Annotated in this window: 17 protein-coding genes; 3 read left to right on the plus strand and 14 right to left on the minus strand. The window is 69.3% G+C overall.

Translation table 11 applies throughout. The features are described 5' to 3' along the window. Positions 1-19 precede the first annotated feature (19 nt). The 6 genes from N7E59_RS01435 to dinB all read right to left on the minus strand — a co-directional run bounded on the left by N7E59_RS01435 (position 20) and on the right by dinB (position 6,548). Entirely contained in the window at positions 20-1,801 is a 1,782-nt protein-coding gene (locus N7E59_RS01435) for a peptidoglycan D,D-transpeptidase FtsI family protein (RefSeq protein ID WP_261623118.1), read from the minus strand. 58 nt (positions 1,802-1,859) lie between these two features. Further along, on the minus strand, positions 1,860-2,498 hold the full coding sequence (locus N7E59_RS01440) for a septum formation initiator family protein (protein ID WP_261623119.1): 639 nt from the start codon (positions 2,496-2,498) through the stop codon (positions 1,860-1,862). After that, positions 2,495-3,616, minus strand: coding sequence for a 16S rRNA (cytosine(1402)-N(4))-methyltransferase RsmH (gene rsmH, locus N7E59_RS01445; protein ID WP_261623120.1), 1,122 nt, complete (start codon positions 3,614-3,616; stop codon positions 2,495-2,497). Before rsmH ends, N7E59_RS01440 begins: the two co-directional genes overlap by 4 nt. Before the next feature lie 190 nt (positions 3,617-3,806). After that, positions 3,807-4,238: a division/cell wall cluster transcriptional repressor MraZ gene (mraZ, locus tag N7E59_RS01450; protein WP_261623121.1), complete on the minus strand. Its 432-nt coding sequence runs from the start codon at positions 4,236-4,238 to the stop codon at positions 3,807-3,809. Positions 4,239-4,722: 484 nt separating this feature from the next. After that, entirely contained in the window at positions 4,723-5,136 is a 414-nt protein-coding gene (locus N7E59_RS01455; protein ID WP_261623122.1) for a DUF3040 domain-containing protein, read from the minus strand. Positions 5,137-5,309: 173 nt separating this feature from the next. Beyond that, positions 5,310-6,548 (minus strand): DNA polymerase IV, encoded by a 1,239-nt coding sequence (gene dinB / locus N7E59_RS01460; RefSeq protein ID WP_261623123.1) that lies wholly within the window; start codon positions 6,546-6,548, stop codon positions 5,310-5,312. Between the two features lie 131 nt (positions 6,549-6,679). On the opposite strand from dinB, the gene N7E59_RS01465 reads away from it, so the two are divergent. Together N7E59_RS01465 and N7E59_RS01470 are read left to right on the plus strand one after the other, a co-directional pair. Then, the gene (locus N7E59_RS01465) at positions 6,680-7,762 is read left to right on the plus strand and encodes a polyprenyl synthetase family protein (RefSeq protein ID WP_261623124.1); all 1,083 of its coding nucleotides are present in this window, start codon (positions 6,680-6,682) and stop codon (positions 7,760-7,762) included. 57 nt (positions 7,763-7,819) lie between these two features. After that, the gene (locus N7E59_RS01470) at positions 7,820-9,433 is read left to right on the plus strand and encodes a protein kinase domain-containing protein (RefSeq protein WP_261623125.1); all 1,614 of its coding nucleotides are present in this window, start codon (positions 7,820-7,822) and stop codon (positions 9,431-9,433) included. Here N7E59_RS01470 and N7E59_RS01475 read toward each other — a convergent pair. The 4 genes from N7E59_RS01475 to N7E59_RS01490 all read right to left on the minus strand — a co-directional run bounded on the left by N7E59_RS01475 (position 9,400) and on the right by N7E59_RS01490 (position 14,035). Next, positions 9,400-10,767 carry a class II 3-deoxy-7-phosphoheptulonate synthase gene (locus N7E59_RS01475; protein ID WP_261623285.1) on the minus strand — a complete coding sequence of 456 codons (1,368 nt, stop codon included), beginning with the start codon at positions 10,765-10,767 and terminating at the stop codon, positions 9,400-9,402. The genes N7E59_RS01470 and N7E59_RS01475 overlap by 34 nt on opposite strands. 156 nt (positions 10,768-10,923) lie before the next feature. Then, positions 10,924-12,732, minus strand: a complete 1,809-nt coding sequence (locus N7E59_RS01480) for an AMP-dependent synthetase/ligase (protein ID WP_261623126.1) — start codon at positions 12,730-12,732, stop codon at positions 10,924-10,926. A 98-nt stretch (positions 12,733-12,830) separates the two neighbouring features. Then, positions 12,831-13,214 (minus strand): hypothetical protein, encoded by a 384-nt coding sequence (locus N7E59_RS01485; protein ID WP_261623127.1) that lies wholly within the window; start codon positions 13,212-13,214, stop codon positions 12,831-12,833. Further along, a complete protein-coding gene (locus N7E59_RS01490; protein ID WP_261623128.1) occupies positions 13,211-14,035 on the minus strand; it encodes an alpha/beta hydrolase in 825 nt (274 codons plus the stop codon). The genes N7E59_RS01485 and N7E59_RS01490 overlap by 4 nt, the downstream gene beginning before the upstream one ends. 81 nt (positions 14,036-14,116) lie before the next feature. Between N7E59_RS01490 and N7E59_RS01495 the strand changes: the two genes are divergently transcribed. Then, positions 14,117-14,863, plus strand: coding sequence for a lysophospholipid acyltransferase family protein (locus N7E59_RS01495; RefSeq protein WP_261623129.1), 747 nt, complete (start codon positions 14,117-14,119; stop codon positions 14,861-14,863). Here the strand turns inward: N7E59_RS01495 and N7E59_RS01500 are convergent. From N7E59_RS01500 to N7E59_RS01515, 4 genes are all read right to left on the minus strand, one after another. Further along, positions 14,814-15,371, minus strand: coding sequence for a PGPGW domain-containing protein (locus tag N7E59_RS01500; protein WP_261623130.1), 558 nt, complete (start codon positions 15,369-15,371; stop codon positions 14,814-14,816). The genes N7E59_RS01495 and N7E59_RS01500 overlap by 50 nt on opposite strands. Before the next feature lie 94 nt (positions 15,372-15,465). Continuing rightward, positions 15,466-16,668 carry an acyl-CoA dehydrogenase family protein gene (locus tag N7E59_RS01505; RefSeq protein WP_261623131.1) on the minus strand — a complete coding sequence of 401 codons (1,203 nt, stop codon included), beginning with the start codon at positions 16,666-16,668 and terminating at the stop codon, positions 15,466-15,468. After that, positions 16,665-17,117: an acyl-CoA thioesterase gene (locus N7E59_RS01510; protein WP_261623132.1), complete on the minus strand. Its 453-nt coding sequence runs from the start codon at positions 17,115-17,117 to the stop codon at positions 16,665-16,667. The genes N7E59_RS01505 and N7E59_RS01510 overlap by 4 nt, the downstream gene beginning before the upstream one ends. Then, positions 17,114-18,304: a CaiB/BaiF CoA transferase family protein gene (locus tag N7E59_RS01515; protein ID WP_261623133.1), complete on the minus strand. Its 1,191-nt coding sequence runs from the start codon at positions 18,302-18,304 to the stop codon at positions 17,114-17,116. The genes N7E59_RS01510 and N7E59_RS01515 overlap by 4 nt, the downstream gene beginning before the upstream one ends. Positions 18,305-18,425: the final 121 nt, after the last annotated feature.

Genomic DNA, 18,425 nt, shown 5'->3' on the forward strand with positions numbered 1-18,425 from the left:
GCCGGGTCCGGGGTCAAGACTAGTCGTCCAGCTGGATCTCGTAGGCCTCGTCCTCGTCGCCTTCGGGAGGGACCTGGTAGGTGCTCAGCACGTGCCCCATGACGTCGGAGAAGGTGTCGGTCACCTGCCAGGACTGCCAGTGTCCCTGGGGACGGTGGATGCTCACCGACACCAGGTACTGGGGGTCGTCCAGCGGAGCCGCTCCGATGAAGGAGATGGTGTGGCCGTCGAAGCCGCCGCCTTCGCCGGCCGCCTGGGCGATCCCGGTCTTGCCGCCGACCCGATAGCCCGGGACCTGTGCTCCGTCGCCGGTGCCCTCGGTCACCACGCCCTCGAAGAGCCGCAGCATCTCCTCGGAGGTCTCCTCGCTGAACACGCGTTCCCCCTCGGCACGGTCCACGGGGTGCTCCCGGCCGTCGGGGTCGACGTAGGCGTCGATCAGCTGGAGGTCCTGGTGCACGCCGCCGTTGACCATGGCCTGGAACATGCTGATGCTGTGGAGCACCGAGGAGGTGTATCCCTGGCCGAACTGCGTGCTGTAGGGCTGGCGGGCGTCCCACTCCTCCGGCGGCCGCAGCAGCGACGTCGCCTCAGAGGGCATCCCGATGTCGATGTCCTCACCGAGACCGGTGGCACGCATGTAGTCGTAGCGGACCTGTTCGTCGACCTCGTTGCCGACCATCACGGTGCCGGTGTTGTAGGACCGGGCGAAGATGCCCGCCGCGGTCATCTCATACGTCGGATGGCGGACGGCGTCGTTGACGACCTGTCCGTCGAAGTCATAGCGGTTGGGGACGGTGAATGCGTCCGTCGGGGTCACCGCGCCCTCCTCCAGGGCGGCGGCGAAGGTGATGGCCTTTCCGGTCGACCCCGGTTCGAAGTCCTGCGTGACGGCCAGCGGACGCCGGAAGAGCTCGTCGGTCTCCCCCGGGTCGGCGGGATCCACCGTCTGTGAGTCGGCCATGGCCAGGATGTCGCCGGTCTCCGCGTCCAGCACGGTCACGTTGCCCCACTGCGCGTTGTACTGGTTGGCCTTCTCGGCCACGGCCTCCTGGGCGAACCACTGGAGGTCCTGGTCCAGGGTGAGTCGGAGGTCCTGCCCGTCCTGGGCGGGAGTCTCCTCGAAGGTGGCGGTGGGGATGCGCACCCCGTCGGCGGCGATCTCATAGGTGCGCTCACCGTCGGCCCCGGCCAGGGCGTCCTGCTGCGAGAGCTCCAGACCGTCGAGCGGCTGGCCGTCGGCGCCGACGAAGCCGAGGATCGAACCGCCCACCGAACCGGAGGGGTAGGTCCGCTGGCTCAGCGGTTCGGCGTAGAGTCCGGGGATACCGATCTCCATCGCCTGACGCCGCTCCTCCGGAGTGATGCCGCGCTTGACGACCGAGTAGGGGCTGTCTCCGACCAGCGCCTCCTCGAGGTCCTGCGGATCCTCGTCGAGGGCCTCTCCGAGGTCGGCCAGGGCGCTGTCCAGGGTCACGGTGGTCTGCAGGCCCGAGACCTCGTCCCGGTCGCGGAAGTCGTCGACGACGCGCTGGTCGACGACGAGGTCGTAGCGTTCGACGTTGGTGGCCATGGTGCGGCCCTGGGAGTCGATGATGTCTCCGCGTTCGGCGGGGATCGGCACGGTCCGCAGCCGTTCGGAGACCGCGGCCTGGGCGTGGCCGGAGGGGTCCAGCCCCTGGACGAAGACGAGTCGGATCCCGAGGACGGCGAGCAGCAGGACCAGCACCGCCAGCCCGATGCGCATCCGCTGCGACATCATGGCGCCGTGCTGGCCTCGGTGGCCGGAGGCGGGGGTCATGGCTGGTCGGGTCCTCGTGGTCCTGGGCAGGGTCCGCGGCTCGCCGCCGCGGCGGCGGTCAGTCCCAGCTCGGAGCCGGGATCGTGCCTCCATCGTATTCCGAGGAGGGCTGTGCCGCGCCCGACTCTTCGGCCGCGTCGGAGGACTCGGCCTCACCGGGAGTCGGCTGCGCGAGCAGCTCCAACGCACCGGCTCCGAGGAGACCCGAGGGTGCCTCCGCCGCGGCGGCGGAGACGTCCAGGGTGTCCACGCCCTCCGACCCCGGCTGCAGAGGGTTCTGGACGAAGCTGGACGGGCGGTCTGCCGAATCGGCGGCCTCGGCCTCCCCGGCGACGGCCCCGGACTCGAGGTCGAGGGCACCGGCCTGCCCCGGCATGACCATGCCCAGGTCCACCGCGCTGCCGGAGAGGGCCTGGGGGGACTCGAGGTACTGGTTCTGCTGGCTCAGGGCCTGGTTCTGCTGGACCAGCAGCTGGCGTTCGGCCTGCAGCTCGACCACGCGGTACTGGGTGTTCGAGACGTGGATGTTGACGGTGAGCACCATGACCAGCGCGGCCAGGAGCAGTCCGACGATGCCGATCGTCAGACCCCGGTGACGGCGGTGGAGCTTGGGCAGCGCTCGCAGCGTCGGGCGACGGACGGCGGCGGCGCGTGGGGTGCTCTGCGGCTGCGGCATCGCCGCTGCAGGTGTGCTCATACCGACCTCCTCCGTCCGACCGTTCCGTCGGGGCGCTGCGCCCCGGTGTCCGATGTGGTCCGTCGCCGCCCTGTGCGATCGTCTCTGATCCTCTCAGCCGCTCGCAGCTTTGCGGATGAGGCGCGCGGATTGCTCCCGCTTTCCTGAGGATCCGGAGTCTCGGCGCCCCGCGTCACGGCCCGATAGGTGGGGCGGTGCTCCTCGAGCTCCACGGGAAGACCTGCCGGCGCCGAGGACGTGGTGCGTGCGGTCACCGCCCGCTTGACGATCCGGTCCTCGAGTGAGTGGTAGCTCAGCACGACCAGCCGTCCGCCGAGGTCGATGCGGTCCATCGCCTCGGGGATCGCTGCCGCCAGCACCTCGAGCTCTCGGTTGACGGCGATCCGCAGCGCTTGGAAGGTGCGCTTGGCGGGGTGGCCGCCGGTGCGCTTCTTCGAGGCCGGCACCGCCGAGTCGACCAGGGCGGCGAGCTCCGCCGTTCCGGTCAGCGGCCCGTCGGCGCGTGCGGCGACGATCCGTGAGGCGATGCGCCGGGCGAACCTCTCCTCCCCGTACTCGGTCAGGATGCGCCGCAGCTCCGCCTCGTCGGCGCGTGCGAGCAGCTCGGCGGCCGTCTCGTCCTCCGAATCGGCGGAGCCGTCCATGCGCATGTCCAGCGGAGCGTCGTAGGAGTAGGCGAACCCGCGGTCGGCCTCGTCGAGCTGCAGCGAGGAGACCCCGAGGTCGAACAGGACCCCGGCGAGGCCGACGGGCCGGCCCCCGGTGCGGGCGATCTCCTCGAGCTGCCGGTCCAGGACCTCACCGAGGTGGTCGAACACGGTCCGGACCGGATGCAGACGGTCGGCGTACCCGGACAGGCGTCGAGCGGCGAGCCGCAGGGCCTCCGGGTCCCGGTCGAGTCCCACGACGACGACGTCGTCGTCGGATTCCAGGATCGCTTCGGTGTGCCCGCCCATGCCGAGGGTGGCATCGACGACGACCGGAGTCCGGCCCTGGTCGGCGACGGCCTCGATGCCGGGGGTCAGGAGCTCGACGCAGCGCCGGAGCATCACCGGCACGTGCTTCTCAGCCGGGTTCTGCTCGGCCGGGTTCTGCTCATCCCGGTTCCCCTCGACCATGGGTCCTCCTCGCTCGCTGCGGTCGCTCAGTGGTGCGGAGTGGTCGGGGCGGCTGATCGGCAGACGTCGGACGGCGGGGCGTGAGGCCCTCAGACCGGTTCCCGGCCCGCTCCGGACGCCGCCTGACATCGGGGAAGTGAAGTCAGGTGGCGCCCGGGCGGACGGAGAACCCGCCCGAGGGATCGCCCGATCAGAGGAGCCCCGGGACCGCGATCTCGTCGGTGGACGAGAACTCGGCCTCCTTGGCCTCCATGTAGGCCTCCCAGGATGCGGCGTCCCAGATCTCGGCGCGGTCGCCCGCCCCGATCACCGCGACGTCGCGGTCCAGCCCCGCATACTCCCGCAGGCTGGGCGGGATGGTGATCCTGCCCTGCTTGTCCGGCGTCTCATCGGAGGCTCCGGAGAGGAACATGCGGATGTAGTCACGTGCCTGTCGAGAGGCCAGCGGCGCCTGCCGAAGCTGCTGGTGGACGTTCTGGAACTCCGCCGCACTGAACACGTAGACGCATCGCTCCTGCCCGCGCGTGAGGACCAGGCCGTCGGCCAGCTCATCACGGTACTTCGCGGGAAGGATGAGGCGTCCCTTCTCGTCCATGCGTGGGGTGTACGTGCCGAGGAACAACGCGCCACCGCCTCACATGTTCGAAGTGGGATCACCTCCGGAAGGTCCCCTGCCCTCTGACATCCTCCACTTTACTCCACTTTCCCCCACATACAAGCCACTTCTCACCATATCTTCGGCCTGTGACGCGGACAGGAAGCCCGAGGACCCGTCTGACCTGGGGTTCTCATGGGTGGAGGAAAGTGGGGGAGCATGCCCCGACCTGTCGGTCCGACCGGGTCGGCAGGCCGATTCCGACCCTCTCTGGGAGTCCCCTGCCCGTCTGACGGGCCGCTGCGGGGAGAGGTGGAGTCACCCGTGGTGGAAAGTGGAGGGGCCCGTGGTGGGAAGTGGAGGACCCCGTGGAGAGGCCTCGGCGATGTCCGGCTCCGCGGCACCGGGCCGCACGGGTCGGCACAGACGACGGCGGGCCCCACGGTCATCCGTGGGGCCCGCCGTCGTCCGGATCCGGCTCCGCAGCGGTGCGGCGTCCGAATCGGTCGGATCAGTCCTGGCGGCGGCGCTCCTCCCAGCGCTGCTCCAGACCGCTCATGAAGGAGCCGGGGCCGGTGGAGTCCGTTCCGCCGCGGGGGCCGCCCCCACCGCCGCCGGGACCGCGGCCGTCGCCCGAGGATCCTCCGGAGGGTCGAGCCGAGGTGCTTCCGGCCGTCGCGAAGTAGACGCCGGCTCCCATCACCAGGAAGCCGCCGACCCCGACGACGATGAGCTGGCTGCTGATGCCGAGGATGAGGACGCCCAGTCCCACCACGGCGACGAGCAGGCCGATCACGAGGCTGCGCACGTTGAGGCGTCCGACGGCAGGCGACTCCTGCATGGAGGTGGCGAAGCCGGGGTCCTCCGACTGCAGCTGCTCCTCCATCTGCTTGAGCATCCGCTGTTCGTGCTCAGAGAGTGCCATGACGTGGCTCCTTGACGTATCTGTCCGGTCGGTCTCGGCCGCAGGGTACGGGACCGACGCCGCCGGCCTGCCGGTGGGTACAGCCCGGGTCACTAGTCTAGCCCCTCCCCCGCATGGTCCACCAGCTCGGCCGGGATACCGGCAGAAGTCCGGTCGAACCGAGGAATCCCAGGTCAGCGCGACGACTCGTCCTGCGCCTCGGAGTCGTCATCGTCGCGTCGGATCAGGGAGGCGGGACCGAGGCGCACCTCCGGGAATCGGCGGGCCACCGTGTCCACAGCGGCCTCGGCATCGGTCCAGCGCGACTCCGACCCGTCGAAGCTCAGCTGGACCCCGCCGTCGCCGCGGCTCAGCCTCTCCGCACGGAGACCGATCAGCCGCACGGGCTGCGGGCGGTCGCCGAGGCGGTCGAGCAGGCGCGTGGCCGCCCGATGCAGCACCGGCGCGGATCGGGTCGGGTGGGACAGTCCCGAGGAACGGGTCAGCGTCTGGAAGTCGCGGTAGCGCAGCTTGAGGCTGACCCCCGCCGCGGAGAGGTCGGCGGCCCGCAGCCTGGCGGCGATCCTGTGGCTGAGGCGCAGCAGCTCGGCCCGCAGCGCCTCGGTGGAGGTCAGATCGACCGCGAAGGTCTCCTCCGCGCCGATGCTCTTCTCCTCACGCTCGGGCTCCACCTCGCGGTCGTCGATGCCCCATGCGAGGTCGTGGAGGTGCTCCCCCACCCGCCCGAACCGAGCTCGCAGCACATCCCGGGGCGTCTCGGCGAGCTGGGCCACGGTACGGATCCCGCGGCCGTGGAGCGCATCAGCCGTCGTCCCGCCCACACCCCACAGCGCCTCGACCGGGAGGGCGTGGAGGAACGGGAGGCGTCGTGCCGGCGGCACGAGCATCAGACCGTCGGGCTTCGCCCTCGTCGAGGCGATCTTGGCGACGAACTTCCGATCGGCGATCCCCACGGTGCACGGCAGGCCGAACTCGTCTCGGATCTCCCGTCGGATCTGCTCGCCGATGCGGTCCGGGGGCCCGAGCCGACGCACCGCCCCGGTGAGGTCGAGGAACGCCTCGTCGACGCTGAGCTGCTCCACACGATCCGTGAGCGTGCCGAAGTGGGCCATGATGCGCGCCGAGAGCTCCCGGTACCGCGGCGGGTGGGGTTCGAGGATCATCGCGCCGGGACTCAGCCGCCGGGCGCGGACCAGCGGCATGCCCGACCGGACCCCGTCGGCTCGTGCCGGATACGAGGCGGAGAGCACCACGGAGCGGGGCGAATCGTGGGCCACGATCAGGCGACGACCCCTCAGCTGAGGGCGCTCCAACAGCTCGACCTCGACGAAGTACGCGTCCATGTCCGCATGAGCGATCACCGGAGAGGCGGTGCGGCGTCGTCCCCCCGGTTTCTCGTCATGGGACTCCATGGCCTCAGGCTATCGACCGCCGATGACATACGCCGCACCGGGACGACCGCCCGGATAGGGTGGAGAGCGCCCTCGGGGCCGGGGCCGACAGCCGGCGTCGACCGTCCCGGACCGACCGTCGAGGAGGGGCAATGGAGATCGAAGAGTTCATCGTCGCCGTCGAAGATGCCTGTCGAGGCTTCCTGTCCGATCGGCGCTCCGAGGTCGGAGACATCTCCCCGGACGCGGTGCCGCTGGTGGACCAGCTGGGGGACATGCTGGAGGGCGGCAAACGGCTGCGTCCGGTGCTGGCGTGGATCGGGTGGCGGTCGGCCGCCGAGGATCCGGGGCACCCGGCCGTCATGCACTCGGGCACGGCCCTCGAGCTGTTCCAGGCGGCCGCGCTCATCCACGACGACGTCGTCGACCGCTCGGATCACCGCCGCGGACACCCCAGCTTCCATCGGAGCATGGCCGCCCGGCACCGCGAGTCGGGATTCTCCGGCGACGCCGAGCATTTCGGCACCTCGTCGGCGATCCTGGCCGGCGACCTCGCCCTGTCCTGGGCGGGCGAAGCCTTCGACCGCGCCGCGGAGAGCACCGGCACCGACTCCTCGGCCGCCCGCGCCGTGTTCCGCACGATGCACACCCAGGTCATCACCGGCCAGTACCTCGACGTGCGGGCCGAGATCGCCCCGGCCCGGACGACCGAGGAGGACGCGGTCGCCGCCGCCCGCACCGTCCTGCGGCACAAGGCGGCGAAGTACTCGACCGAGCACCCAGTGGTGCTCGGTGCCGCGCTTGCCGGGGCCGAGGAGCCCCTGCGCCGGGCCTGGGCCCGCAGCGCCCTGCCCTTGGGGGAAGCCTTCCAGCTGCGCGACGATCTGCTCGGCGTCTTCGGCGATCCGGCCAGCACGGGCAAGCCCGTCGGCGACGACCTCCGCGAGGGCAAACGCACCGAGCTGGTGGCCTACGGACTCTTCCGCGCACCCCGAGGACAGGCCGAGGAACTGGAGTCGATGCTCGGCGATCCGCGGCTCGACGAGGAGGACGTGGCTCGGGCCCGCCGCATCCTGCAGGAATCCGGGGCCGTCGACGAGGTGGAGCGGAGCATCGATGCGCTGGTCGCCGAGAGCGACCGCCGACTCGACGACGTCGTCGGGCTCGGCGTCGCCTCAGACGTCGTGGAGGACTACCGGACCGTGGCCGACCGACTGGTGCGCCGGGTCCGGTGACCGCCTGCTCGGTCGTGCCTCGGAGCTCAGGTGCCGGACTTCGCTAGTGTGGGTGACGTGAGCAGGGAATCAGCCGACCCGTGGATCGGGTCGACCGTCGACGGCCGGTACACCGTGACCAGCCGGGTCGCGCGTGGAGGCATGTCCACCGTGTACCTGGCTGAGGATCACCGATTGGGCCGCAGCGTGGCGATGAAGGTCCTCTTCCCCCATATGGCGGAGGACCGCAAGGTCGTCGAACGGTTCGAGCAGGAGGCCAGGAACTCCGCGCTCCTCTCCCACCCCCATGTCGTCCAGGTGCTCGACCAGGGACAGACCCGGGAGACCGCCTACCTGGTGATGGAGCACGTGCCCGGCGCGACCCTGCGGACGCTGCTCAAGCGCGGCGCCATGACTCCGCGGCTGGCGCTGACCTACGCCGATGCGATCCTCCAGGGACTCGGGGCGGCCCATCGGGCCGGGCTGGTGCACCGAGACATCAAGCCTGAGAACGTGCTGGTCTCCACCGACGGCCGGATCAAGCTGGCGGACTTCGGACTCGCCCGCGCCGCGACCCACAATTCGGGCACCTCCACCCTGATGGGCACAGTGGCCTACATCTCCCCCGAGCTGCTCTCCGGCGAGGGCGCAGACGAGCGGGCGGACGTGTACGCCGTGGGCATCCTCCTCTACGAGATGCTCACCGGTGTGCAGCCGTTCACCGGTGACTCTCCGGTGCGGGTGGCTTTCCAGCACGTGAACTCGACGGTTCCCGCGCCGTCGCAGACGGTGCCGGGGCTCGCCGAAGGACTGGACGAGCTCGTCGCCGCGGCGACGCGCCGCGAGGTCGACCAGCGTCCCAAGGACGCCGACGCGCTGCGCCGACTCCTCACCGAGGTCCGCCGAGGGCTCAGCGAGTCGCAGCTCGACTTCAGCGGGGCGACGGACTCCGGGGCGGCCGGTCAGAAGGCCGCCGCGGACGGTGCCCACGGGGAGGCCCACACCGACCCCGACGCCACCCGCGCCTACCACCCGGGCGAGGACTTCCCCACCCGCACCGAGGCCGAAGGGTGGGACGACGACGTCGACGCGGCCATCGAGCATGCACGCTCGGGCGCCACCCTGGACGAGGAGGACCGCCAACTGGTCGCGGAGGTCCCCACCGAGGCGTTCCGCCACGAGGACACGCACCGGGGCGCGCATGAGGAGGCGTACGAGGACACGAACGGGGACACCTACGAGGACACCTGGGCGGCAGAGACCGAAGCGCTCGACGCCCGCGGCGCCGACGCGCCGGACCGGACCATGGCCATACCGGCCGCCGCCCCCTCCGCTGATGCCCCACGCGAGGTCGAGGAGACCGGCGAGTTCTCCGCAGTGGGCGAGGTCCGCTATGACCGAGAGCAGGACCCGCCGACGGAGGGTCTGAGTCTGCCCCGGTTCCGTCGCAGCGCCGACGATCCGGAGCGGGCGCGTCAGCGCGCCGAGGTCCGGTTGGCCGGCCCCAGCACGCGGCGGACCTGGGTCACAGCGGCTCTGATCATGATCGGCACCGCACTGATCGTCCTGTTCTTCTGGTACCTGGGCCTGAGCACGGAGATCATCCCCAGCCTCGGCGGAGCCTCACCGGACTCCGGCGCGGTCGACCCTCCGACGGATCAGGGGTGGGCGAGCGCCTCAGCCACGAGGTAGGCCATCTCCAGGGACTGCTTGTGGTTCAGCCTCGGGTCGCACAGCGACTCGTACCGGTCGTCGAACGCGGTCTCGTCGACCACGTCCGAACCGCCCAGACATTCGGCGACGTCGTCGCCGGTCATCTCCACGTGGAGGCCGCCTGGGTAGCTCCCCAGGGTGCGGTGGACCTCGAAGAAGCCGCGCACCTCGTCCATGACGTCGTCGAAGTGTCGGGTCTTGTACCCGTTCTTCGCCGTGATCGTGTTGCCGTGCATGGGGTCGGTGACCCACACGACCTGCGAGTCAGCGTCGCGGGCGGCCTCGATCAGCGGGGGCAGAGCCTCCCGAACGGCGCCGGCACCCATCCGTGAGATGAACGTGAGCCGACCCGGCACACGGTGCGGGTCGAGACGCTCGACCAGCTCTTCGACGTCCGATGCGGTCGTCTTCGGGCCGAGCTTCACTCCCAGGGGGTTCTGCACCCGGGAGAGGTAGTCCACGTGGGCTCCGTCCAGGTCCCGGGTGCGCTCCCCGATCCAGACGAAGTGCCCCGAAGTCACGTACGGCTTGCCGGTCCTCGAGTCGATGCGGGTGAGCGCGCGCTCGTAGTCGAGCAGGAGCGCTTCGTGGGCGGAGTAGAACTCGGTGCGGCGGAGCTTCTCGAAGTCGGCTCCGCAGGCTTCCATGAAGCGCACGGCACGGTCGATCTCGGCCGCCGTGGACTCGTACTTCGCATGCGCAGGATTCGAGGTGAAACCCTTGTTCCACTGCTGCACCGCCCTCAGGTCGGCGAAGCCGCCCTCGGTGAAGGCGCGCACGAGGTTCAGCGTGGCGGAGGAGGTGTCGTAGGCGGTGACCATCCGCTTGGGGTCCGGGATGCGAGCCTGTTCGGTGAAGTCGAAGCCGTTGACGATCTCGCCGCGGAAGCTCGGCAGACTCACCTCTCCGCGGGTCTCCATGTCCGAGGAGCGGGGCTTGGCGAACTGGCCCGCCATCCGACCCATCTTCACCACAGGGAGCGAGGCCCCGTAGGTGAGGACGACGGCCATCTGGAGGATGGTCTTCACCCGGGCGCTGATCCTGTCTGCGGTGGCGCCGCGGAAGGTCTCCGCGCAGTCGCCTCCCTGCAGGAGGAAGGCCTCCCCGTGGGCGACCGACGCCAGCCGGCGGGTGAGCTGGTCGACCTCGCCGGCGAAGACCAGGGGCGGCTTCGCCGAGAGGGTGTCGACGGAGCTCTGGAAGTCGGGGTGGTCCTGCCAGGCCGGCTGCTGACTGATCGGCAGACGACGCCACTCGTCGAGGCCCGGATACTCGGCGGCGCCGGTGTGGAGGATCTCGCCGGGGGCGGTCAGCCGGGACTCGATGTGGGTCTCTGTCGTCTCAGTCACGCCTCTCAGGGTACGACTGACGGGTGCCGCCTCCCAACCCGCGCAGCGTGTGCGTCCACATCATGGACGCACACGCTGCGCGGATCGGAGGCGACCGAGGGGTCCGAGCCGTCCTCCGGCTCAGGAGTCGTCGGAGTAGATCGCTTCGATGTCGTCCGCGTAGTCCTCCAGCACCTGGGGACGCCGGATCTTCATGGACGGGGTGAGGTGGCCCGAGTCGATGCTGAAGTCCTCGGCGATGAGACGGAACTCGCGGATGGACTCGGCCCGCGACACCGACTCGTTGGCCCGGTCGATCACCGACTGGATGTGCTGGGTGATCTCCTCCCGGCGGATCAGCTCCTCCATCGGGGTCTCGGGGTCGATGTTCCGCTTCTCCAGCCACTGGGGCAGGATCTCCGGATCAAGCGTGATGAGCGCCGCGATGAACGGGCGGTTGTCGCCGACCACGACGACCTGGCTTACGATCGCGTCGGAGCGGATCTGGTCCTCGAGCTGGTTCGGTGAGACGTTCTTGCCGGCCGCGGTCACCAGGATCTCCTTCTTGCGCCCGGTGATGGTGAGGAAGCCGTCGTCGTCGAGGGAGCCGATGTCGCCGGTGGGGAACCAGCCGTCGGAGTCGAAGGTCTCGGTCTCCAGGTCAGGCCGGTTCCAGTAGCCCGGGAAGACGCACACACCGCGTGCGAAGATCTCGCCGTCGTCGGCGATGCGGACCTCGTTGCCCGGCAGCGGGTGCCCGACGGACCCGATCCGCAGGTTCTCCGGAGTGTTGACGGTGACCGGCGCGGTGGTCTCGGTCAGGCCGTATCCCTCGAGGATCGTCACACCGATGCCGTGGAAGAAGTGGCCCATCTTGGCACCGAGGGGGCTGCCGCCGGAGACCGCGTGCTGGACCTGTCCCCCCATGCGGTCGAGCAGCTTGCTGTAGACGAGCTTGGCGAACAGCTTGTGCTTCAGGTTCAGGACCAGGGGCACGTTGCCGGCCTGCTGGGCCTTTGACCACTCGACGGCGGTGTCGGCGGCCTTCTGGAAGATGGCGCCCTTGCCGTCGCCCTCGGCCTTGAGCAGTGCGGCATTGTAGATCTTCTCGAACACGCGGGGCACCGCGAGGAGGAAGGTCGGCCGGAAGGTGCCGAGGTCGTCGACCAGGCGCTTCACGTCGGAGGTGTGGCCGACCGTCGATCCGGCGGCCACGGACATCACGGCGATGAACCGCGCGAAGACGTGAGCCAGAGGGATGAACAGCACGGTGGAGGCGTCCTTGTTCGCCACCTCGTTCAGGTTCTGCAGGGACTGCAGGGAGAGCTCGGCGAAGTTCCCGTGGGTCAGCATGCACCCCTTGGGGCGGCCGGTCGTCCCCGAGGTGTAGATGATGGTCGCCAGATCCTTCTTGGCGGCACGGCTCCTGGCGGTCTCCACGGCGGCGTCCGAGACGGACCCGCCGTCGGCGCGCAGGGTGTCCAGGTCCTCGTTGTCCAGCCGCAGGATGTGTTCCACTCCGGTGAGCTTCTCCTGGGAGATCGCTCGGTCCACGACCTTCTCGTGGGCGCCGGAGTCGACGACCATGAACTTCACGCCGGCGTCCTCGATGATCCAGGCGACCTGGGCCGGCGAGGACGTCTCATAGATGGGGACGATGACGGCGCCGGCGTACCATCCGGCGAAGTCCAGCAGAGTCCACTCGTAGCGGGTCGGGGCCATGATGGCCACACGGTCCCCGGGTTCGATCCCTCGGGAGATCATGCCCTTCGCCAGGGCGACGACGTCCTCGTGGAACTCCGCCGCGCTGACCTCGGTCCACTCCCCCTCGGTGAGCTGACGCTTGAAGAGCGAATTCTGCGGATCGGATTCGACCTGCCGCTCCAGGAGGTCGGTGATGTTCAGCTCATCCGGCACTCGTGTGGCCTTGGGTGCGGCGGTGTCCTTCACGCGGCGACTCCTAGTCGATCGGGCTCGTCAGGCTTGTCTGTGGCTCTCCTCACACTATTACTCGCAGGTACGGTTGTCACGCCGGCGCACCGCCGTGCTCACACCTGCGCGCCGTCACCGCCGCCGGTGCGGTTCTGCGGCATCTGCAGGAACAGCACCACGAGACCGACCAGGGCGAGGCCGACGAGACCCGGCCCGACGAACCCGGGAAGCGTGAGCGGCAGCCAGATCAGCAGCAGGAGCACGACCAGAGAGCCGACGAACATCGTCACTCCCAGGACCACTCCCGGCCTGGCGCCGGCCAAGGGGTTCCGCGGGTTCGGAGGGTGGAAGTCGTCGAGATCGTCCGAGGTGTGGTCGTCGACGCGGTGGTCGCGCGGCCCGCGCGCCGCGGAGTCACCCGACGGGCCTCCCGGGCGCCGACGCGGCCGACCGTCACGACCGAACAGGGCGCTGGGGTCGTCGTCGCGGTGTGGGCTCATGGTCTGCTCCGGGTCGGTCGGGGTCTCGGGCGGGGTCTCGGGCGGGGGTCGTGACCGCGTGCGGCACGATCGAGCGCAGCGCGATCGATGTGTCCGACCGCGCGACGGGCCAGCAGCTCGGCGTCGTGGTCGAGCGTGGCCACGTGGCGCGAACGGGGCAGCAGCAGCTGTTCCATCGGTGCCCGTCGGGCTCGGGTCACCAGGGTATCGGCCGCGGAGGCGGGGAGCACGGAGTCGCTCGCCGACCGGGCCAACAGGATCGGACAGGTGATGAGCGGCAGCTCGCGGCGGACCGTGCGTGCCAGGCGATCCAGCTCGACCACGCCGCGCACCGGGGTCCGGGGGTAGGCGACCTCCTCGACCTCCTCCCGGGCGATGTCCCCGGCGACTCCTGCGACGCTGGCGACCACGGGGTGCAGCAGCCGCGCCGCCGCCGCGGTCCCCGGCTTCAGCCTCAGCCCCGGATTGATCGCCACGACGGCCAGCACGTCGCGGCGTGCGGCCACATGCAGGGCCAGTGCACCGCCCATCGACAGCCCGACCACTGCGACGGCCCGGTGCCTTGCCGCCGTCCGGTCCCAGGAGGCGAGCGCGGCGCGCAGGATGCGTCGGTGCGGGGTGCCCGCCAGGTCTCGCCAGTCTGTGCCGTGGCCCGGCAGGAGCGGGAGGTCCACACCGTATCCGGCGGCGGCGAGCGCGTCGGCGAGAGGGGCGACGGACTGGGTCGTGGAGGTGAAGCCGTGGAGCACGCAGACGCCGATCGCGGAGCGGTCGAGAACTCCGTCCGACTCCTCTCTCGGGGCTTCCCGGGTGCGGTCCATGGATCCCACCCTAGCTGCGGCGGAGCGCGTAGAGTTGACTCCGGATCTGCCCCGCCCTCCCGGAAGGACATCCGCGCAGCCGTGTTCTACTACGTCGCCAAGACCTTCGTCGTCGGACCCGTGGTCAACACAGCCTTCCGCCCCTGGGTCAAAGGGCTCGGCAACGTGCCCCAGGAGGGCGGCGCGATCTTGGCGTCGAACCACCTCTCCTTCTCCGACTCCGTGTTCCTGCCGGTGAAGGTGCCCCGCCCGGTGCGCTTCCTGGCGAAGAAGGACTACTTCGACAAGCAGGGGCCGACGGGATGGGTGCAGAAGGCCTTCTTCGACATCACAGGCCAGATCCCCATGGACCGCTCCGGGGGGAAGGCCAGCCAGGACTCGCTCGACGCCGGCGAGCAGGCGCTGCGCGACGGCGAGGTCCTCGGCATCTACCCCGAAGGCACCCGCTCCCCCGACGGCCGGCTGTATCGGGGCAAGCTCGGAGTCGCCCGGCTGGCGCTGCGGACCCGAGTTCCGGTGATCCCCGTGGCCATGATCGGCACCGACAAGGTGCAGCCCATCGGCAAGAAGGTGCCGAACATCCGCCGCGTCGGCGTGATCTTCGGCGAGCCGATGACCTTCGAGGGCTACTACGACAACTCTGAGGACCGATTCGCCCAGCGCGCGGTGACGGACGAGATCATGTATCAGATCATGCGGCTCTCCGGTCAGGAGTATGTGGACACCTACGCCGCCGACGAGAAGCGCAGACTCGAGCGGGAGACCGCCGAACGACGGATCAGCGACCGGGACGCGGGGAACCGTGGACGCGGTGAACGGAATAGCTGAGCAGGCCCAGGGCCAACAGGCCTGAGAGCATCAGCGTGACGGCGGTGGTCCAACCGCCGGGCAACCACCAGGCGTCGTCCAGCGGCCACCAGGAGGGCACGTCTCGCCACAGCCCCCAGGTGATCCCCCACGCGATGAGTGCCAGTCCTCCGAGCGCGCTGAGCGCGATACGCGGTGGGGTCCGGACTCCGTGGACGGCTCCACGGATGGCCTTCAGCTTGACCGGCTCCATCATCCGGCGTGCCCAGGCGTAGCGGAGGCCGAGGAGCGCCAGTCCTGCGGCCAGCATCAGCAGCCCCGGGCCCGGCAGCACCAGGGCCGCCGCCCCGATCACGAGCAGCAGCCATCCGACGAACTCGAGGAGCCTGGCGCGCACCCATAGGGGGATCAGGCGCCGGTGTTCTCCGGTCTCCGAGTCTGCTCCGACTCCGCGCCCGGCGCCGGAGTGCGTCCCGGAGGGGCCTCCACCGCTGACCTGCGACGACGTCGCCCTCGTCCCTGCTTCCATGGCCCCGAGCGTCTCACCGGAACCTGGGAGTTCGGTGGAGGGCGTCGGTCGATCCCGCACCCCGGTCCGGTCCCCGGTCCGAGGAGGGGGATCCCTACCGAGCGGTGCGCGTGAAGGAGGAGATCCCGGTGATGTCGCGCCCCACGATGAGCGCCTGCATCGAATCGGTCCCTTCGTAGGTCGAGACGACCTCCATGTCGGTGAGATGCCTCGCCACATGGTTCTCCAGCAGCAGGCCGTTGCCGGCCATGATGTCGCGCGCCGTCCGGCACATCGACAGCGCCTTCCGGGAGGTCGTCATCTTCACCAGTGATGCCATGGCGGTGGTGAATTCGCCGCGCTCCTGCAGTTCGGCCATACGGGTGCACAGCAGCTGCATGGAGGTCAGGTCGGAGAGCATGCCGGCGAGGCGCTCCTGGACCAGCTGGTAGGAGGCGATGGGGGCGCCGAACTGCTCCCGCTCCGAGGCGTAGCGGGACGCCAGCTCGAACGCCGCCATGCCATGACCGACCGCCTCCCAGGATGCTCCTCCGCGCGTGGCCGACAGCACCTTGTTGACGCCGGCGAAGCTCTCACACCCGGCGAGTCTGTTCTCCAGGGGAAGCCGCACGTCCTCGATGACGATGTCCGCCTGATGGATGGACCGTTTGGCCATCTTGCCGCGGATGATCTCCGGGCGGAATCCGTCGGGGTACGTGCCGTCGTCCTCCTTCTCGACCACGAAGGCCTTGACCTGGGAGTCGGCCTCGTCGCGTGCGAAGACGACGATGACGTCGGCGGCATGGCCGTTGCCGATCCACCGCTTGCGGCCGCGCAGGATCCACGAGTCGCCCACTCTGCGGGCCGACGTCTCCAAGGAGACCGAGTCTGAGCCGTGATCAGGTTCGGTGAGGCCGAACGCCCCCGTCTTCTCCAGGGCCGCCAATGCGGGCAGCCAGCGACTCCGCTGGTCCTCGTCCCCCAGCATGTAGATGCTCCCCATGCACAGGCTCGAATGGACTCCGACGAATGTGTTGATGGACCCGTCGATCCGCCCCATCTCACGTGCTGCGATGCCCGCCGCCTGACGCGACAGGCCCGGGCAGCCGTAGCCCTCGATGAAGCCCCCGATGATGCCGAGGTTGCCGAGGCCGGGCAGCACGGGATCCGGAAACTCGGCTCGTTCCCAGTAGGAATTGATGATGGGCTCGACCTCGGTCAGGCCGAACTCGCGGACCCGATCGCGGAGGCGTCGGACGTCGTCGTCCAGGTCACTGTCTAGAAGGAAGTAGTCGGGATGTTCGATGACCGATGTCATGAGTGTTCTCCACCTTCTGGTGTGTCAGCGTCGGAGTTCGGGGCAGGAACGGCATGGGCCTCGAGGACCGCTCTCAGGGAGTCCGTCATAGGTGTGGGACGACCGTCATCGGCAGAGAGGTTGACGATGACGGCATCCGAGCGCAGGCAAAGAACTCCTCCTTGGAGCAGTTCGTGCCTGACGGTGAAGGAGGTGCGACCGATGGAGGTGATCCACGCGCGCCCGAGGACGTCCTCGCCGAAGTGCACCTCCCGGTCGAAGGTCACGTCCAGGGCGCGGACCACCCGTGGCCCCGAGGGCCCCGGAGGCTCTGCGCCCCAGGCCACCATGGCTCGCAGGCGGACCTCCTCGATCAGGGTCATCAGACGCGCGTTGTTGACGTGTCCGTTGAGGTCCTGGTCAGACCATCGGACCTGGAGACCACAGGTGAATTCGGGCGATGTCGTCACGAGATCCCCATCTTCTGCTGCCCGATCCAACGGAGGACGTCCTCCCTGTCCTGATCGAGTGCGGGGGGAGCCTTGTCATAGTGGACGGGCGTCCGACTGAACTCCACCGGGTGACGGATGAGGGGGACCTCCTCCTCGCCACGTCCCACCTGGACGACTGGATTGAGTCCGATGCTGTCAGCGAAGTCGACGCCTTCGTCGACTCCGAGGATCGGTGCACAGGGGATGCCCTCCGCCTGGAGGCGGCGGAACCATTCCTGTGCAGTCCCTCGAGTCAGGGCCTCCGTCATCTCTCGCCTCAGGAAGTCCCTGTGGGCATTCCGGTCGGCCATCGTTCGGAACCTCGGGTCCGCTCCGAGCCATGACCGGTCGATCACCTGTGCGAGCCGTCGGAACTGCCCGTCGTTTCCGCAGCAGATCACGATCTCGCGGTCCGATGCGGCGAACGGCCCGTAGGGGAACAGGCTCGGGTGGTCGTTCCCCAGCCGCATCGGCACGTTTCCGCAGGCCGCATAGCCCGTGCTCTGGTTGACCAGACCTGAGAGCGCAGACGTCAGAAGATTGAGCTCAACACCCTGACCGAGTCCCGATGCTCGGCGTTCTATCAGGGCCCCGAGGATTCCGACCGCGGCGTGCAGGCCCGTGATGACGTCGAACATCGCGACACCCGCGCGCTGCGGGGGCCCCTCGGAGGACCCGGTCACCACCATGAGCCCGGACATGGCCTGTGCGAGCAGGTCATACCCCGGCATATCGTGCCCGCCCTGGGTGCCGAACCCGGTGATCGAGACATGGATCAGTTCCGGCCATCGGGTCTCCGTCGACGATCGGTCCAGACCGAAGCGGGCCAGTCCCCCAGGCTTGAAGTTCTCGACCAGCACGTCAGAGCAGTCGATGATGTCGTACGCGGCCGCACGATCGGCATCGTCCTTCAGGTCGAGCACTATCGACTGCTTGTTCCGATTGCAGGAGAGGTAATAGGTGCTCACACCGTCCCTGTGCGGAGGCACCCACTGCCTCGAGTCATCACCGCTCGGGGCTTCCACCTTGATGACGGTCGCTCCCATGTCTGCCAACAGCATGGTGGCGTAGGGCCCAGCGAGCACACGTGTGAAATCCGCGATGACGAGACCCGCGAGCGGTCCGTCACCACCGTTCGTCGTCTGAGGCGGCTCGGCGTCTGACATCTCCAGCCCTCCGGTGCTGACCTGTGGGTTGACACAGATCACATAACCACCTGAATTATGCCCTGTCCAATACCTAATCAGATGTATATTGATGACGAGATCGACACAGTCAGTAGGGAGT

This window comes from Nesterenkonia marinintestina (assembly GCF_025420485.1).
Lineage (GTDB): Bacteria > Actinomycetota > Actinomycetes > Actinomycetales > Micrococcaceae > Nesterenkonia > Nesterenkonia marinintestina.

What these genes read in the sequence shown, in the direction of transcription:
- N7E59_RS01435 (WP_261623118.1), bottom strand. Translation starts at nt 1,801, where the DNA reads ATGACCCCCGCCTCCGGCCACCGAGGCCAGCACGGCGCCATGATGTCG.
- N7E59_RS01440 (WP_261623119.1), bottom strand. Translation starts at nt 2,498, where the DNA reads ATGAGCACACCTGCAGCGGCGATGCCGCAGCCGCAGAGCACCCCACGC.
- rsmH (WP_261623120.1), bottom strand. Translation starts at nt 3,616, where the DNA reads ATGGTCGAGGGGAACCGGGATGAGCAGAACCCGGCCGAGCAGAACCCG.
- N7E59_RS01455 (WP_261623122.1), bottom strand. Translation starts at nt 5,136, where the DNA reads ATGGCACTCTCTGAGCACGAACAGCGGATGCTCAAGCAGATGGAGGAG.
- dinB (WP_261623123.1), bottom strand. Translation starts at nt 6,548, where the DNA reads ATGGAGTCCCATGACGAGAAACCGGGGGGACGACGCCGCACCGCCTCT.
- N7E59_RS01465 (WP_261623124.1), top strand. Translation starts at nt 6,680, where the DNA reads ATGGAGATCGAAGAGTTCATCGTCGCCGTCGAAGATGCCTGTCGAGGC.
- N7E59_RS01485 (WP_261623127.1), bottom strand. Translation starts at nt 13,214, where the DNA reads ATGAGCCCACACCGCGACGACGACCCCAGCGCCCTGTTCGGTCGTGAC.
- N7E59_RS01490 (WP_261623128.1), bottom strand. Translation starts at nt 14,035, where the DNA reads ATGGACCGCACCCGGGAAGCCCCGAGAGAGGAGTCGGACGGAGTTCTC.
- N7E59_RS01500 (WP_261623130.1), bottom strand. Translation starts at nt 15,371, where the DNA reads ATGGAAGCAGGGACGAGGGCGACGTCGTCGCAGGTCAGCGGTGGAGGC.
- N7E59_RS01505 (WP_261623131.1), bottom strand. Translation starts at nt 16,668, where the DNA reads ATGACATCGGTCATCGAACATCCCGACTACTTCCTTCTAGACAGTGAC.
- N7E59_RS01515 (WP_261623133.1), bottom strand. Translation starts at nt 18,304, where the DNA reads ATGTCAGACGCCGAGCCGCCTCAGACGACGAACGGTGGTGACGGACCG.